Origin of the sequence: Methanothermobacter tenebrarum (genome assembly GCF_003264935.1) — an archaeon.
Classification (GTDB): Archaea; Methanobacteriota; Methanobacteria; order Methanobacteriales; family DSM-23052; genus Methanothermobacter_A; species Methanothermobacter_A tenebrarum_A.
This window is the reverse complement of sequence record NZ_QLOE01000001.1, coordinates 134,550-149,483: the sequence shown is the minus strand read 5'-3', so window position 1 is coordinate 149,483 and position 14,934 is coordinate 134,550. Positions and strand designations below refer to the sequence as shown.

Genomic DNA, 14,934 nt, shown 5'->3' with positions numbered 1-14,934 from the left:
CGTCCGGCATTTTAGGTGCCTTGTTTTGATGCTGTGCTTATATATGTTACTTGGGGTGCTTCAACACCCTTTTCAGGCGCCCTTATGGCTTTTCTCAAGATTATCAGCCTCTTGGCTGGGCCTGGTACTGAACCTTTTAGGAGGATGTGGTCGTTTTTTATGAGCCCGTACCTTATGAATCCGCCTTTTGGGTTTATTTGGTCTGCTTCTGAGGCTTCTCCTATTTTGAGTATTTTCTTGTTGTATTCTGTCCTCCTATGGTAGCCCATTTGCCCTGCTTGTGGGACTGTCCACATTGTCCTTGAAGGCGTCCATGGGCCTAGAGATCCTATGTGTCTTCCTTTGCTGCTTCTAGCTGCTTTACCATACTGTATCCTGATACCCCATCTTTTCACTGGCCCTTGGAATCCTTTGCCTTTGGTCACTGCTATTGAATCAATGTATTCTCCTTCTGAGAACACGTCACTTACTTTGATGTCCTCTCCAAGTAATTCTAGTGCATATTCTAGTTTTTCTTGGATGTTTTCACCGCCTATGGCGCATTCGAAGATTTCTGGTTTCTTTTTTGGCAGTGCTGCTAGTCTAGGGTTAGTATGTACTAATATTCTTATCTCTTGGATGTAGTCCATGTTGTCTTCTATTTTTTGGATGGCCGCGTCCTTGTTGTAGTTGTCTCCTGGTGTGGATATTTTCCTTTCAAGATCTTCTTTCAGGTTATCGGCTAGGACATCTGCTAGTGTCCTGAGTCCTCTGCTGGTCTTTTCATAGGCTCTAACTCCCATTACAGTGATTGGTGGAGTTTCTATTACTGTGACTGGTGTTGTGATCTCCATGCCCTCTGTGGGCGAATTTTTCCTATTATCCACCATTGTGATGTGGGTCATCCCGGCTTTGTAACCGGCGAAGGCTAGTGGTTTCAACTCTTGGACTTTTGGCCAGGATTTTATCCTGGGTGTTTCCTTCGCAGCCCTTTTCCTTGGACTGTATGCTAGTGATCCTTTTCTTGGTTGATGATGTCTAGCCATTAGATTATACCTCCTCTGATTGGATTTTTCCTATTATGTTAAATATTGATAAAGTTGCTAGTACAGCTTCCTCGGTCCTTACTGTTTCGGTTCCCTGGTCTGGGATCGTATTTAAGGTGAAGTCTGCTTTGATCGTTTTTGGTAACCCCTTGTAAGGACCTCCGAATAAAATAGCCACTTCATGGGCTTTTTCTAATCTGGATTTTACTTCATCTAGAATAGAAGTAAGGGGCGCGCCATACTTGGATGTTGCTATGACAACATCCTTCCTTTCAGATTTCAGAGCCTCTTCTAGGCTTTTACCCGTATCCTTTACCTTGTATCCCCAGTACACATCTTCTGGTTCCTCTGGTTCTACTATTATATTCTTACCATACTTTATTACTTTGAATGTTAGTATCTTGTTCACTGTAAGCTTTTCCCTGGTTAAGGCTGGCCTGTCGGCCCCTATATCGACTATAGTCCCCCTTCTGGTCCTCTTGATGGTGAGTCCTTGTCTGTATTCGCCAACTTGTGGTTTGCCTATTGGATGATGTGGGGTTCGAAGTGGTGGGAGCACACCCACATGCTTCAAGTTAGGTGTTAAAGGGAAAACCTTCCTTCGAAGGTATTGGGGTGTATCCATATAAGCTAGGATATCCTTAATAAACTTTGCCTCACCCTTACCTTCATCCCTGTAGATTATGATCTCATCGACTCTGAATATGGCCGCTGCCCGGCCTATTATACCAACCTTATATGTTTTTATTTTAGGATCCCTTGTCTCCTCTGTTAAGGTGTCTGGGATGAATATGGATAAACATCTTTTATACATCTATTAATCTCTATTTTCATCTTTTATAAATATTTTCATAACAATCATAAGGCCATTTTATATATAACAAGAAAAACTTTTTTTGCTAGATCCCCCCTAAATTTTGGATCTAGATGTTGTGAGAGTAAAACTTTGGATTGGGGGACAATCCCCATTAAAGCCAGCTAATAGGGGAGCTTCCCAAGAATTAGGTTCTTATAATCCTCAAGACGATAACATCAACAACTTTAAAATCCTTTTTGTGGAAATTGTATATTCTTGGTATGGGGAACCTATAATATAATTTATGGGTTATTTTTCCACCAATTCTTTCAAAATATCCTGTGACAAAATCTTCAGATCCCATCATATGGAATGAATAAACAACCGGGGAAATTCTAAGGGATCCTTCAATAAAAATCCTATCAGCACCACGCTTAACCATCCTCTGGGACCCGAATGGTGGGTTCTGGATCAAAGTATCAACCTTTAATCTTGAAAGTTCCATGATACTATCCCTTATATCAGCCTCTATGAATTGTATCCTATCAGCAACACCCAATTCTTCGGCCGCCCCAACAGCAACCTCTAAGGCTTCCTTGTCAATGTCCACGGCGAAAACCTTCCCAGCTCCTAGAATGGCAGCTCCAATAGCAAATATGCCAGTGCCACAGGCTAGGTCCATAACATGTTTGCCATGAATATCACCAAGATTATATGCAAACCATAAAATGTCCGCAGCGATAGCTGATGGTGTCTTATACTGTTCCAAACCCGCCTTAGGACTAGCATAATCCGGTACCTTCTCAAGTAAAATTTCAAGATGCCGCTTCTTTAATATCCTATACTCCATGTCAGATCCTATAATTAGATTCCCCTTAATCATATTCTATCAAGGAAACTATTAAATAATATCTTCACAAAATTTATCCATTAAGGAATCAATATGAGGTGTGTTTATCCATGTTCAACAAGGTTCTCATTGCAAACCGTGGTGAAATAGCCATAAGGGTTATGAGAGCGTGCAGAGAACTGAATATTAAAAGTGTCGCCATATACTCAGACGCTGATAAAAATTCATTATTCGCACGTTACGCTGATGAATCACACCCCCTTGGCGGTTCAACACCATCCGAAAGCTACCTAAGAGTGGATAAAATAATAGACATAGCCGAAAAATCTGGTGCAGAGGCCATACACCCAGGTTACGGTTTCCTAGCCGAAAACCCAAAACTTGGCATGGAATGCGAAAAACATGGAATAAAACTCATAGGCCCAAAAAGTTCAGTTATTGAGGCCATGGGCGACAAGATAAGGGCGAGGAAACTCATGAAAAAGGCCAAGGTCCCCGTGGTCCCCGGTACGGTGGAGGGCGTGAAGGATGCTGAAAAAGCCATTAAAATCGCCGAGGAAATAGGCTACCCCGTCATAGTAAAAGCATCCGCCGGGGGCGGTGGTATAGGTATGAGAACAGTCTATGAGGAAGACGAACTTGTAAGGGCCATCGAATCCACACAATCAGTAGCATCATCAGCCTTTGGGGACCCCACTGTTTATATAGAGAAGTACCTTGAAAAGCCTAGGCACATTGAATTCCAGGTGCTGGCAGACGAACATGGGAACATAATACACCTTAATGAAAGGGAGTGTTCAATACAGCGCAGGCACCAAAAATTGATAGAGGAGGCACCCTCACCTATAATGACGCCCGAACTCAGGGAGAAAATGGGTGCGGCGGCTGTCAGAGCCGCTAAGCATATAGGTTATACTAATGCCGGTACTGTTGAATTCCTATATTCCAATGGGGATTTCTATTTCCTTGAAATGAACACAAGAGTGCAAGTAGAACATCCCATAACAGAGGTCATAACAGGTGTGGACATAGTGAAGGAACAGATAAGGATCGCCGCCGGCGAAGAACTCTGCTGTTCGCAAGATGAAATAACTATAAGAGGTCATGCTATTGAATGTCGTATAAACGCTGAGGATCCCCTATCAGATTTCAAGCCGACACCAGGTAGGATAACAGGTTATAGGTCACCTGGTGGTATAGGGGTTAGGGTTGACAGTGGCGTTTATATGAATTATGAGATACCAAGCTACTATGATTCAATGATATCAAAGCTTATAGTATGGGGTCGTGACCGTGCAGAGGCCATTGAAAGGATGAAAAGAGCCCTTGCAGAGTATATAATATTGGGTGTTAAGACCACCATACCATTCCATAAAGCTATAATGAGGAACGAGGCCTTCAATAGGGGCGAACTCCACACACACTTTGTAGACCATCATAGGAAGCAGATAGAAGAAGAAATGAAGAGGATAGTTATCGAGGACAAAGAGATGGTAACCAGGTTACAATCAACATTCCTGCCTTCAAAGAAGGTTGCCGCGATTTCAGCGGCAATAGGAAATTATATGGCATCCAATAAAAAGGTGTTATAGATGAATTATAAAGTTCTTGAGTTCCTCTATGAAAACAGGGAAAAATTCGCATCTGTAGGTGAGATGGCGTCAAAATTAGGCCTTGAACCTGATAAAGTCTTGGAAATACTTAAGATCCTTGAGGATAGGGGTTATAAGTTTGAGAAATCAGATGAAGGGTACCGGTTAAAGGAGCCAAGTGATGATCTATCACCATCTAAGATAAAGGAGGGCTTGGAGACACGTTATATTGGTAGAGAGATCTATTGTTTTGATGAGGTTGACTCCACCAATATTATAGCTAAAGAGCTCGCAGAAGATGATGCTAGTGAGGGTACTGTTGTCATAGCAAAGACCCAGACAAGGGGTCGGGGTAGGCGGGGTAAAAAGTGGATATCACCCCGTGGCGGTATATGGATGTCAATAATATTAAGGCCAGAGATACCACCGGCTAAGGCCCCCCATTTAACCCTCGTAACCGGTGTTGCAGTTGCTAAAACCCTTAAGAGGGAGTTTGGTTTAGATGTTGGGATAAAATGGCCCAATGATATACTTATCGGGGACAAGAAGGTTTGCGGTATATTGACGGAGGCTCATGCTCGTTTTAACACCATAGAATATATTGTTGTGGGTATAGGGATAGATACGAACGTTGACGTGGACTTGTTCCCTGAAGAGTTCCGTGAAGGGGCCACATCCCTTAAAAGGGAGCTTGGGGTGGATGTTGATTCTGTTGATCTTATTAGGAAGCTTTTAGTCGAATTTGAGAAAGTTTATGAGGATTTTAAAAGAGGCAGGTTCCCTGAGATATTAAATGAGTGGAGAAGATTTTCAAAGACTATAGGAAGTTATGTTGAGATCAGGAAGCAGTTGGGTGAAATTGTGAGAGGTGAAGCTGTTGGTGTGAACAGTGAGGGTGCCCTTATATTAGAATTGGATAATGGGAAATTGAGGAAGATAGTTTCAGGGGAGTGCATACATTTGGGTAGATAGGCTATTTAGGGGCATTCTATGGTGGCAGGTTTTCCGAGATCTCCCTTTACTTTAAATTTTTTGCCTGTAATTTTCTCTGTGACATGTATGTTGGTATAGGCGTGCATTGAGAATTCGACCGTTTTTATTATGGATTTTCCCGCGATTGACATGTATGGTATGATCTGATCCCCCATGTATTTATCTATCGGCGCTCCCTCTTCTAGGAATCTTATCAGCTCTTCTGCGGCTTCTTTTCCAACGATTTCTGCCGGTTTCCCCTTTTCGCCGAGTGAGCTGGCCCCTATTCTGGTGTTGCCTTCAGCCCAGAGTATTATACCAGAGCCTGGGGAGAGCGTATCATTGGAATGTTCTATTCTTATTTCTGCATCTAATCCATTTTCTTGTAGTATCTTTTGCGCTGCCCGCGCTTGTCTCTCTGCAACATGTAATGGGAGTCTGCCAGCATGTGATATCCCTTTTATGGATTTTATCCTAGTTTTTGTCAATTTTATTGGTTTTAGTCTTTTTATGGGTTGTATTCTTGCTTCTATGATGCCTCCACCTTTGGGATAATATCCTCTTTTTAGTAGTTTTATTTTTCCTTTGTAGCCCATCTTTTCTAGTAGTGGTAGTGTTACATTTTCTAGGTAGTTTATTGGTGGTGACCATTTGACATCGGTTCCACCTCGTATCTTGAATGTTGTTTTGTCTTCTGCGAATGCTGCGGGTATCATGAGTGCTTGGAGTACTAGTCCTATGCTACCTGCAGTTTTAACATCGAAGTAGAAGTTTCCACCTTTTATTTTTTGTGGGGTGAATTTGATTTCTGTGGATCCTATTTCCGCCCCTTCTAGTTTGGCTTCTGTTATTTTGGCTAGTGCTTTGATTGCTGTTAGGTGTTGGTATGATAGGCCCTTTTTGGGCCTGTTGGCCCTTATGTTGTATATTTTTATTGGGGTTGATGTTAGGGCTGCGAGTGCTGTGGATATTCTTACAAGGGCTCCTCCTCCTTCACCGAATGATCCGTCGATTTCGAGCAAAAATTTTAGCCTCCTAGTATGGTTTTTGCTTTTGTGGGTTCTTTTATGGTGTCTAATAATTTCTGGAATGTTTCTTCTAGGATTTTTGTTATCTGGTCTGGTTTTAGTCTTTGTGCGTCTGGTGCTGAAAAGTCTAGTCTGAGTGTTGGGGATGCTCCTGGCATTCCAGCAGCTGGTATTGTTATTATTCCGTATTCTTGGAGTAGTAGCATGGCCCAGAGGTATGATGTGTCCTTTGGGGATAATCTTGTTTTAAGGTTGTGTCTTCGTATTTCTTTTTTTATCTCCTCTGGGCGGATCATGACACCTGTAGGGGTTTTCTGGAAGCCTTTGAAGGCTTTTTTAAGTTTTTTGTGCACTTCATCCCTTATTTTAATGGCTTTGAGGATCTTTGATGGTTCGAATTCTTCTAATGCTCTTACCATTGCTGCTATGAGTGGTGGTTGTGCTTCGAGGCCAAACTTGTATGCTATAGTTTTTATTTTATTGACTAGTCTGGTTTTTCCGGTTAGTATTCCGCCGCGGGGTCCGTTCATGAGCTTGTCTGTGCTTGTAATGGCGAGATCTGCTCCTAGTTCTATTGCCTTGGGTTGTTTGTATATTATTGTCCTTATGCGGGCTCCTGATGCGTCATCGACCATTACTGGTATCTTTTTTTTCTTTGATAGGCTGATTATCTTTTTGAATTCTTCTATTTCTGTTATTTTGTGGTCCATGGTGGCTCCTGTTATGAAGATGAGGGATGTTCTTGGGGGTGTGTGGAATTCTTTGATGTTATCGAATTCTAGGTATTCTGCGCCTCTTATTTTGGCACTTTCTGGTATTGATGGGTGTGATGGGGACTCTGGGAGGTAGTGTACGATTTTGTCTCCGGGTTTTGTTAGGGCTATGATGGTGGCTAGTATCCCTGATGTTGTACGGTTGAATGCTATGGCCTTTTCTCCACCTAAATGTTCTAATGCAAGTTTTTGGAGTTTTTCTTCGTATACTGCAGGTCCTATATATGTTTCGAGGAGTTTTTTGTCCTCTTTTTTTATGGGGAACCCGCCTGCGAGGCCTGTGAGGTCGTATAGCGCCTCTCTACCCTTTTCATCTAGAGTGGATCTGATTATTTTGAAGGCTTGTTCTTTTTTTAGTATTTCATCTTCAGGCCCTTTTATGAGCATGTTCATTATATGTGGGCCCCCTCAATATTTTATTCTTTTGGCTTTTTTTCTTCGGATTTTAATATTATCGCGTCATCCGCGGCATTTTTCAAGGCGGCGCTGAAACCGGGCTCTGCTCCGATGACGATGGTGTGTTTACCATTTTCTTTTGCCTTGTTGATTATGGGGAGAAAATCAGCATCACGAGTCATTAAAGCTATTATGTCAATATTAGGATTATAGATAAGTTCCATGGCCTCCACGGCCATGTAAACATCAGTATCCCCCGCGACGACGATTGGAGTGAAGCCCTGGTTTACAATAGCCTCTATAAGCTTGTCAGAGGCGTATTGGTTTAAGAGGACTTTACCAACCCTCATATTACCATACTCTGATAATATCTTCTTAACAAGGTCTAGGTCTAAGCTGAACTCTTTCCTGAGCATGTTAGGACCATCAACAAGCAACCCAATATTCTTATCCTCAGATTCCCTTTTCTTTATGGGTATATAATCTCTAATTGATGTTAGTTTTTCAAAACGGCGCATTTTCATCCTCCAATATCCTAGTAGTTTACCTCCTTATGTTAATACTAGAGCTTACCCCCCCCACTATGGGTTGGCAAGCATTATAAAAAAATTCCCATTTTATAATATGTTTTTTTATCCTTTTATTCCTTTCATTGAGAAACTTTTTTAAAATATTAATTTTTTGGGGGCTGATGAACACATCCAACTGATATGCTTTTCTTTTAACCCACCTCGGATCAGAGATCCTATAAACCATTTAAGTCCATCTACAGGGGATGGGTTATGTTCTTGGCCAAGGTCTGTGGCAATTATACATTTCTTATATCCAACATATTTTATGGCCTCTATAATCCTACCAATGGATAATTGTTCATGGAAACATGTTACAAGGCAATGTTCAAGGATGGCTCCCCTTGACATTTCCCTTTGTTCTTCTAGACTTGCACCCACTATCCTAGTCAAGGGATGATTGACCAGTATCCTTCGTATCCCAGCAGATCTTGCTAGATCTATAAGCTCGAGTATCTCATATGGTTTAAGGTGTCCTGTTGCAAGTACTAGGTCATGTTCCGCTACAACTTCTAGGACTTCCCCTATATTTGAAAGGTTAATTTTTTCCCTTGAAATTGTCGGCATCCACACAAATCTGCCCCCAAGTTTTGCTGATGCCTCCACTGCACTGGGATTCAAGCCCCCGATGGTTTCGTTGAGTGTCACGCCGCCTATGACTTTCAAACCTGTGAGCTTAGATGCTATCCTAGCCCTTGAGGCTGTTGGTTCAACATGATTCTTTATTACTATGGCATCCATTCCTTCAATTTGGGCTTCTCTTGCAACCTCAATATCATCCAATAATCTAGGTATTATATCTGGCCCTGGGTGGATGTGGGTGTCGATCATCCCCTCTAGGCTAACATTTAACCCTTTCATACAAGTTTTCACCCTTGGAATCCATGGCAACTAGTAATGGCCCGAATTCTTGGACTTCAAGTTCCCATATAGCCTCTGGGATGCCTAGATTTGGCCAGTAAACCCTCTTAACTTTTTTAACATTTTCTCCGTAGAGTGCTGCGCATCCCCCTACTGCTGCAAGGTAAACTGCACATTTTCTGGTTAGAGCATCTTGAACGTTCTTATCCATGCCACCTTTGCCTATTATGGCCTTAACGCCCAAGTTTATGATCTTGGACTGATATGGGTTCATCCTAGTGCTTGTTGTGGGTCCTACGACTATGAGATCTACTGGGGGGTCATCCATAATATCCCCTTCTAGTGGCCCCTTTTGTTTTATTATGGGCCCTGCGTGGAATATTACTGTCCCTTCCAGCTTGTATGGCGCCCCTTCTTTTATCATTTTCTTATGTGCACGGTCGCGGGCTGTGAATATAGTCCCTGAAATATAGACGACATCACCTATTCTAAGCTTTTTAATGTCCTCATCAGATAATGGCGTTTTAAGTTTCGCTTCCACTTTTATCACCTTGGGGGGAACCTATTATTATTAGTGTTCATCATAAATATTTTTATTCTTGATAATGGAATAGTCTAAAATTGTTAGGTGATTAGGGGTGGAGAATTAAATTGTCGAGTACGAAGAATATCACAGGCCTTTCAAGGTATATTATGAGTTTGCCCCCTACTAGGATTTCCCTACTTTCGATGATATTTCTAAGTTTTGTTATAGGGGCTGTTGGGTTCCTATTAGATCCTATCAGGGGCGGCCTTCTTGAGGATATAGTTGATGGTGGCACTAGTGGTGTTATAATATTTGGATTTGGGTCTATCATGGCCGGCGCCCTGACCCAGCCTTGGGTTAATTCTCTTGGTGGTCGGCGGATGAAAATGAAACAGTCCATGTTCCTCGCATTCTTTTCCATGTTAATATTCTCAATAGTATATCTTATCGGTTGTCTGGCCTCAACCCTCCTTGGGATGGATCTTATAAACTTCATAGTCTTGGCTTCTGTCCTTATTTTCGCTTTCAGACTCCTTGTCATATGGGGCACTTCTAATATCAGTTTCTGGAATTCTATGCTTATCGCAGCAACTCAACCAGCTCTCATAATCTCTATGGATATTGTTGTGGTATTTTTAAGTTTTCCAACTACCAATATTGGGTATTTCAGCATAGTAGCATTCCTTGTTAAGGCCATAATAGCAGCAGCCATCCTAATATTGGCTATCTACTCTTTTGTACTTGTGGTTGAATCTCCTATGCGCCGCAATCTTGGAGTGGGCTCCCTAGAATTTTTAAGCCTATTCTTATCCCATATTACTGAAAATTCACCAGCCCTTGAGGGCCTATTCGAGGAAATAGGCGAACCGATAGATACCATAATAGGGGTGATAGCATTCAAGAAGGGTTCGAAACTTAAAAGCCTATTCCTGAGCCCATCTGTGCACCCTGGCCCAATTGGTAGTATCGGTGGGGGTAACATGCCCACACTACTAGCTGAAAAATTTAACACTTTTACAATGGTGGCACATGGACCATCAACCCATGATTTCAACCCAGTATCTACAAAAGAAATTGAAAAGATTGAAAGGGCTATAAGGGATGCTCTGGATGGTATGGAATATTATAGGCATGCTAGCAGATTCTATAGGCTGGAAAATGGTAATGCTAAGATTGGAGTGCAATTCTTCGGTGACAGTCTACTTTTGTTAGCTACTATGGCGCCGCATGGTTTTGATGATATTGATTTTGGCGTGGGCCTATCCCTTATAAACCTCGCTAAGAGTCGTTGCAATTCAAAGAATGTTATACTAGTTGATTGTCATAATTCGTTTAAAGGAGAGGCGAGCAGGGTCATGCCAGGTAACAGTGAAGTTTTTGATTTTATGGATGCTCTGGAGGGGCTTAAATGTCCAAATGACATGAAAGATTTGAAGGTTGGTTGCGCATCCAACACTCTAGAAGAGTTGTCAAAGGAGGATGGTGTGGGTCAGAGTGGTGTGAAAGTCCTCCTAGTTGAAGTGGACGGCCAAAAGACAGCGTATATACTCCTTGATGCGAATAATATGGTCCAGGGTTTCAGGGAGGAGATACTTGAAAGTGTGAAGTCCCTTGGCATCCAAGATGGCGAGGTTATGACCACCGACACACATTATGTGAACACCCTTTCAGGAGGCCATAATCCTGTGGGTAAACGGAAAAAGGATAAGATCATAAAGGCTATAATTGAATGTGTAGAATCTGCAATTGATGATCTAGAGCCTGTGGAGGTGGCCTGTGCCACTGCAAGGGTGAAAAGTCTTAACACTCTAGGCCCTACTAATTCAACCGAGCTTGTATCAACGATAAGTTCTATTGTGGCTGTTAGCAGGATACTGGCCCCGATAATCTTCCTGGTAGCATTGGTTTTTGTTCTTGTATGGATATTCTATCTAAACCTTTAGATCGTGGTTGTGGTTAGTAGGATTGCCCATACCATAAACCAGATGAATATGAATGGGAGAACACCATTTGATAGCCATCCTTTGAAACCGCCAACTTCTTCCCTTTCAAAGATCCTCTCTGCAATATTCCCTGTTAAGAGCAGGATAATAAGGCCTATAAATGTTCCAAGCGCCTGATTTTTACCGATCACAGGTATGGAACCTCCTGATACTATGAATGAGATTATAGCAGCTATAAAACCTGCTAGGCTATGAATTGCTGTTATCTTGGCATCAACGTCCATCTAAATCTTACCTCCATGAAAAAATTCATAAAGGATGTTATCACCTAATTTAATATAAAACTTGCCACTAAACCATGGGACTATTTTTTCTGTGGTGGATGCTGATGAAGACAATGTCAAATGTTGATGTGTTCGCAGTAGCCCATGAATTAAATGGACTATTAAAGGGTGCGAGGGTTGATAAAGCCTACCAGCCATTAGAGGATACCATAATTTTAAGATTGCATGTTAAAGATGAGGGTAGAGTGGATCTTCTTATACAAGCTGGTGTAAGGGTGCATATAACACGTTACCCTTTAGAGAATCCGATGGTACCCCCATCATTTCCAATGTTATTGCGCAAACACCTCAGAGGTGGAATAATAAAAAAGATCGAACAATATGATTTTGATAGAATATTGGAATTGAAGATAAAAAGGGATAGGACATACACCCTAGTAGTTGAATTATTTGGTAAAGGTAACATAATACTCCTAGACGAAGACGATAGGATAATATTCCCGCTTAGGAGGGAGGTGTGGAGTGAGAGGAAAATCCTACCAGGAGAAACTTATAAGCATCCCCCAAAGCATGCCATAAACCCACTAGAAGTTGACATGGATCAGCTAACCCAACAGATAAAAGAATCAGAAACTGACATCGTAAGAACCCTTGCACGTAATGGACTTGGGGGTTTATACGCCGAGGAAGTTCTCCTAAAGGCCGGAATCCAGAAGAACTTGCCAGCGAACAGACTAAACACAGATGATATTAAAAAAGTTTATGAAGCAATTAATGAGACCTTCAAACCCCTCAAAAAGTTGGATTTCACACCTAACATCATCGAAGACAAAGATGTTGTACCACTAGAACTTGAAATATACAAGAACAAAAAAAGAGAATATTACAACACCTATAATGAAGCCGCTGACGAATTTTTCGCGAAAAAAATCCGAGAAAAAATAAAAAGGGAAAAAGAAGAAACATGGGAAGACAAAATAAAAAAATACGAAAAGAGGCTGAAAATACAAGAGGAAACCCTTAAAAATTACAAAAGGAAAGCCAAAGAATCCTCCCTAAAGGGCGACCTAATCTACTCAAATTATAAACTAATCCAAAACCTACTCAAAACCATATCAAAGGCCAGAAAAGAATACCCATACGAGGAAATACTTAAAAGACTGAAAAAGGGTAAAAAAGAGGGCATACCAGAAGCCCGGCTAATAGAATCACTCGACAGAAAAGGCAAGATCACAATAAGAATAGAAGACAAGACAATAACCCTAGACGCGACAAAAAGCCTCGAAGAGAACGCCGAATCATACTATGAAAAGGCCAAAAAGGCCAAGAAGAAAATAGGCGGAGTCGAGGATGCTATCCGCCAAACTAAGGATAAAATAGAGGAGATCAAGGAAAAGAGGGAGATAACACTCAAGAAGATAAGCCTACCAGAAAAGAGAGTGAAAAAGAAACTTAAATGGTTTGAAAAATTCAGATGGTTCATCTCATCCCAAGGATTCCTAGTATTGGCTGGTAGAGACGCCACAACCAATGAGATACTCGTGAAAAAATACATGGAAGACAAGGACCTCTACCTCCACTCAGACATCCACGGCGCCCCATCAGTCATAATAAAAAGCAAAGGCGAGAAAATACCGGAAAATACGATAAAAGAAGCAGCAATATTCGCAGCATCATTTTCTAACGCGTGGAAACAAGGCTACAGTCACCTTGACGTTTATTGGGTTCACCCCAATCAAGTGACAAAGACACCACCACCAGGAGAATACGTACCAAAGGGGGCCTTCGTAATAAAAGGTCGACGAAACTATATAAGGAGCGTCCCACTTGAAATAGCAGTTGGCATAATAGACTATGAAGGTCCAAGGATCATGAGCGGCCCTATAAACGCCCTTAAAAAACACACTAGAAGATATGTTATAATAAAACCCGGTTACACTAAAAAAGAGGCCATAGCCAGGGAGATACTTAAAAGGATAGACCCTGATCAGCTTTTCACCCTTGAGGATATTATGAGGGTTCTCCCACCTGGGAAGTGCGATCTCGTCTAGGATCTTTTTTTCAAGTGCTTTTTCAGGAGGAAATTTAAGTCTATAACATATTTTCCTTCTTCATCTGATACTATTATGGAATCGTCCTCGAGCAGAGGCGTCAAATTAACCTCGTAGATGCCATTTTCATGTATCATTATAGTTTCTATGGAACCGTCTGGACTTTTATTCTCCTGCCTCTTCTTGTGGGTGTACTTGAAGTATCTGCCACCACACTTGGGGCATCCATCTGAGAGCTCTGCAACATTTTTATACTTGGCACCGCAGTTAATGCACTGATGCACTAGAATCACCAATCTTCGCAATCATGGAAAGGAAATTAGACCTCTTTTTCACTGTTTTCATGACATTGGCTGGGCCGATTATGGTGAGTCCGACTGTCTTCTTCTTTGAGAAGCCAAAGAGTGTCTTTTCATCCTTTTCCAGAGTGTGTATATCTATTCCCACGAAGTTTTCTATGTCTATTTCCCTCATTGTAGTTTCGATGAGCTCAGCCTCTTCTGAGGGTGTGAGGCTCCCTTCTAGTACGAGGATGTCACCATCCTTCACTCGTTCTATGATCATTGAAACCTTTTCAATGCTACTTTTATCCTCAAGGGCCTTTGATGATAAAAAATCCATCCTTAAGCCTTCCATTTTTTTAACCTCTACCTAAATTTTTTCACCATTTCCATGTATAATTCCTCTATGTTTTCCTTGTGTAATGCTGATATTGGCACGACGGTATGTTGTGGGAAAACTGCTGATATTCTATCTGCTGATGATTCTGGCAAGTCTATCTTATTTGCTATTATAAGGAATGGTATCTTCCTCGCCTCCAAGTTCCCTATTATTGTTATGTTCGCTTGTGTTAGCGGATCCTCTGTGGAGTCCATAACTAGAAGAACCCCTGTAACGTCGTCCAACCATTTTATGGCCTCTATTATACCCTTCGTGGCCTCTTTAGCCCTTTCTTTGGCTTCTCTCTCTGACAGTCCATATTTTAGGAAATTCTTGTAGTCGACTTTTGTAGCCACTCCTGGAGTGTCTATAATGTCAAAGTATAATTTGGCCCCGTCTTTTTCGATTACGACTTCCTCCTGTTTATAGACAGACCTTGTCTCATGTGGTATGTCCGATATCACCCCTAGGGGTCTTCCAATCCAATCTTCACAGATTGTATTTGCTAGTGTAGTTTTGCCTGAGTTGGGATGCCCGTATAAGCCTATTTTAACTTTCCTCTTCCTTCGAAGCAGCTTGTCTAATAATCTTCTGAAAAAAGTATTCAT

At 41.6% G+C, this 14,934-nt stretch carries 16 protein-coding genes; 4 read left to right on the top strand and 12 right to left on the bottom strand.

The features are described from left to right. Positions 1 to 11 precede the first annotated feature (11 nt). From rpl3p to DPC56_RS00825, 3 genes are all read right to left on the bottom strand, one after another. Complete coding sequence (gene rpl3p / locus DPC56_RS00835; protein WP_112093166.1) at positions 12 to 1,025, bottom strand: 50S ribosomal protein L3; 1,014 nt, start codon at positions 1,023 to 1,025, stop codon at positions 12 to 14. Between the two features lie 4 nt (positions 1,026 to 1,029). Continuing rightward, a complete protein-coding gene (locus DPC56_RS00830) occupies positions 1,030 to 1,839 on the bottom strand; it encodes a putative RNA uridine N3 methyltransferase (protein ID WP_112093165.1) in 810 nt (269 codons plus the stop codon). Positions 1,840 to 2,026: 187 nt separating this feature from the next. Next, on the bottom strand, positions 2,027 to 2,671 hold the full coding sequence (locus DPC56_RS00825) for an METTL5 family protein (RefSeq protein WP_112093292.1): 645 nt from the start codon (positions 2,669 to 2,671) through the stop codon (positions 2,027 to 2,029). A gap of 110 nt (positions 2,672 to 2,781) precedes the next feature. On the opposite strand from DPC56_RS00825, the gene DPC56_RS00820 reads away from it, so the two are divergent. Beyond that, complete coding sequence (locus tag DPC56_RS00820; RefSeq protein WP_112093164.1) at positions 2,782 to 4,263, top strand: acetyl-CoA carboxylase biotin carboxylase subunit; 1,482 nt, start codon at positions 2,782 to 2,784, stop codon at positions 4,261 to 4,263. Then, on the top strand, positions 4,264 to 5,235 hold the full coding sequence (locus DPC56_RS00815; protein WP_112093163.1) for a biotin--[acetyl-CoA-carboxylase] ligase: 972 nt from the start codon (positions 4,264 to 4,266) through the stop codon (positions 5,233 to 5,235). Positions 5,236 to 5,240: 5 nt separating this feature from the next. On the opposite strand, the gene rtcA is transcribed toward DPC56_RS00815, so the two are convergent. From rtcA to DPC56_RS00790, 5 genes are all read right to left on the bottom strand, one after another. Further along, positions 5,241 to 6,257 carry an RNA 3'-terminal phosphate cyclase gene (gene rtcA, locus DPC56_RS00810; protein ID WP_112093162.1) on the bottom strand — a complete coding sequence of 339 codons (1,017 nt, stop codon included), beginning with the start codon at positions 6,255 to 6,257 and terminating at the stop codon, positions 5,241 to 5,243. A 5-nt stretch (positions 6,258 to 6,262) separates the two neighbouring features. Next, positions 6,263 to 7,429, bottom strand: coding sequence for a TIGR03576 family pyridoxal phosphate-dependent enzyme (locus DPC56_RS00805; RefSeq protein WP_348638825.1), 1,167 nt, complete (start codon positions 7,427 to 7,429; stop codon positions 6,263 to 6,265). A gap of 23 nt (positions 7,430 to 7,452) precedes the next feature. Continuing rightward, positions 7,453 to 7,950 carry a TIGR00288 family NYN domain-containing protein gene (locus DPC56_RS00800; protein ID WP_112093161.1) on the bottom strand — a complete coding sequence of 166 codons (498 nt, stop codon included), beginning with the start codon at positions 7,948 to 7,950 and terminating at the stop codon, positions 7,453 to 7,455. 147 nt (positions 7,951 to 8,097) lie between these two features. Continuing rightward, on the bottom strand, positions 8,098 to 8,862 hold the full coding sequence (locus tag DPC56_RS00795) for a DUF6282 family protein (protein WP_112093160.1): 765 nt from the start codon (positions 8,860 to 8,862) through the stop codon (positions 8,098 to 8,100). Continuing rightward, positions 8,843 to 9,403, bottom strand: a complete 561-nt coding sequence (locus DPC56_RS00790) for a FumA C-terminus/TtdB family hydratase beta subunit (protein ID WP_112093159.1) — start codon at positions 9,401 to 9,403, stop codon at positions 8,843 to 8,845. Before DPC56_RS00790 ends, DPC56_RS00795 begins: the two co-directional genes overlap by 20 nt. A 152-nt stretch (positions 9,404 to 9,555) precedes the next feature. Here DPC56_RS00790 and DPC56_RS00785 point away from each other — a divergent pair, with 152 nt between their 5' ends. Then, the gene (locus tag DPC56_RS00785; protein ID WP_348638828.1) at positions 9,556 to 11,331 is read left to right on the top strand and encodes a DUF2070 family protein; all 1,776 of its coding nucleotides are present in this window, start codon (positions 9,556 to 9,558) and stop codon (positions 11,329 to 11,331) included. Here the strand turns inward: DPC56_RS00785 and DPC56_RS00780 are convergent. After that, on the bottom strand, positions 11,328 to 11,615 hold the full coding sequence (locus tag DPC56_RS00780; protein ID WP_112093157.1) for an EMC6-like membrane protein: 288 nt from the start codon (positions 11,613 to 11,615) through the stop codon (positions 11,328 to 11,330). The genes DPC56_RS00785 and DPC56_RS00780 overlap by 4 nt on opposite strands. Positions 11,616 to 11,719: 104 nt before the next feature. Here DPC56_RS00780 and rqcH point away from each other — a divergent pair, with 104 nt between their 5' ends. Then, positions 11,720 to 13,666, top strand: coding sequence for a ribosome rescue protein RqcH (gene rqcH, locus DPC56_RS00775; protein ID WP_112093156.1), 1,947 nt, complete (start codon positions 11,720 to 11,722; stop codon positions 13,664 to 13,666). Here rqcH and DPC56_RS00770 read toward each other — a convergent pair. The 3 genes from DPC56_RS00770 to DPC56_RS00760 are packed head-to-tail and all read right to left on the bottom strand — an operon-like array spanning position 13,663 to position 14,934. Then, positions 13,663 to 13,950, bottom strand: a complete 288-nt coding sequence (locus DPC56_RS00770; RefSeq protein ID WP_112093155.1) for a Zn-ribbon domain-containing protein — start codon at positions 13,948 to 13,950, stop codon at positions 13,663 to 13,665. The genes rqcH and DPC56_RS00770 overlap by 4 nt on opposite strands. Further along, positions 13,934 to 14,302, bottom strand: coding sequence for a DUF2073 domain-containing protein (locus DPC56_RS00765; protein WP_112093154.1), 369 nt, complete (start codon positions 14,300 to 14,302; stop codon positions 13,934 to 13,936). Before DPC56_RS00765 ends, DPC56_RS00770 begins: the two co-directional genes overlap by 17 nt. Positions 14,303 to 14,313: 11 nt before the next feature. After that, positions 14,314 to 14,934, bottom strand: a complete 621-nt coding sequence (locus DPC56_RS00760; RefSeq protein ID WP_181454353.1) for an Era-like GTP-binding protein — start codon at positions 14,932 to 14,934, stop codon at positions 14,314 to 14,316.

Coding starts and splice junctions, on each gene's coding strand:
- rpl3p (WP_112093166.1), bottom strand. CDS start 1,025: ATGGCTAGACATCATCAACCAAGAAAAGGATCACTAGCATACAGTCCA.
- DPC56_RS00830 (WP_112093165.1), bottom strand. CDS start 1,839: ATGTATAAAAGATGTTTATCCATATTCATCCCAGACACCTTAACAGAG.
- DPC56_RS00825 (WP_112093292.1), bottom strand. CDS start 2,671: ATGGAGTATAGGATATTAAAGAAGCGGCATCTTGAAATTTTACTTGAG.
- DPC56_RS00820 (WP_112093164.1), top strand. CDS start 2,782: ATGTTCAACAAGGTTCTCATTGCAAACCGTGGTGAAATAGCCATAAGG.
- DPC56_RS00815 (WP_112093163.1), top strand. CDS start 4,264: ATGAATTATAAAGTTCTTGAGTTCCTCTATGAAAACAGGGAAAAATTC.
- DPC56_RS00805 (WP_348638825.1), bottom strand. CDS start 7,429: ATGAACATGCTCATAAAAGGGCCTGAAGATGAAATACTAAAAAAAGAA.
- DPC56_RS00800 (WP_112093161.1), bottom strand. CDS start 7,950: ATGCGCCGTTTTGAAAAACTAACATCAATTAGAGATTATATACCCATA.
- DPC56_RS00795 (WP_112093160.1), bottom strand. CDS start 8,862: ATGAAAGGGTTAAATGTTAGCCTAGAGGGGATGATCGACACCCACATC.
- DPC56_RS00785 (WP_348638828.1), top strand. CDS start 9,556: ATGAGTTTGCCCCCTACTAGGATTTCCCTACTTTCGATGATATTTCTA.
- DPC56_RS00780 (WP_112093157.1), bottom strand. CDS start 11,615: ATGGACGTTGATGCCAAGATAACAGCAATTCATAGCCTAGCAGGTTTT.
- rqcH (WP_112093156.1), top strand. CDS start 11,720: ATGAAGACAATGTCAAATGTTGATGTGTTCGCAGTAGCCCATGAATTA.
- DPC56_RS00765 (WP_112093154.1), bottom strand. CDS start 14,302: ATGGAAGGCTTAAGGATGGATTTTTTATCATCAAAGGCCCTTGAGGAT.
- DPC56_RS00760 (WP_181454353.1), bottom strand. CDS start 14,934: ATGAATACTTTTTTCAGAAGATTATTAGACAAGCTGCTTCGAAGGAAG.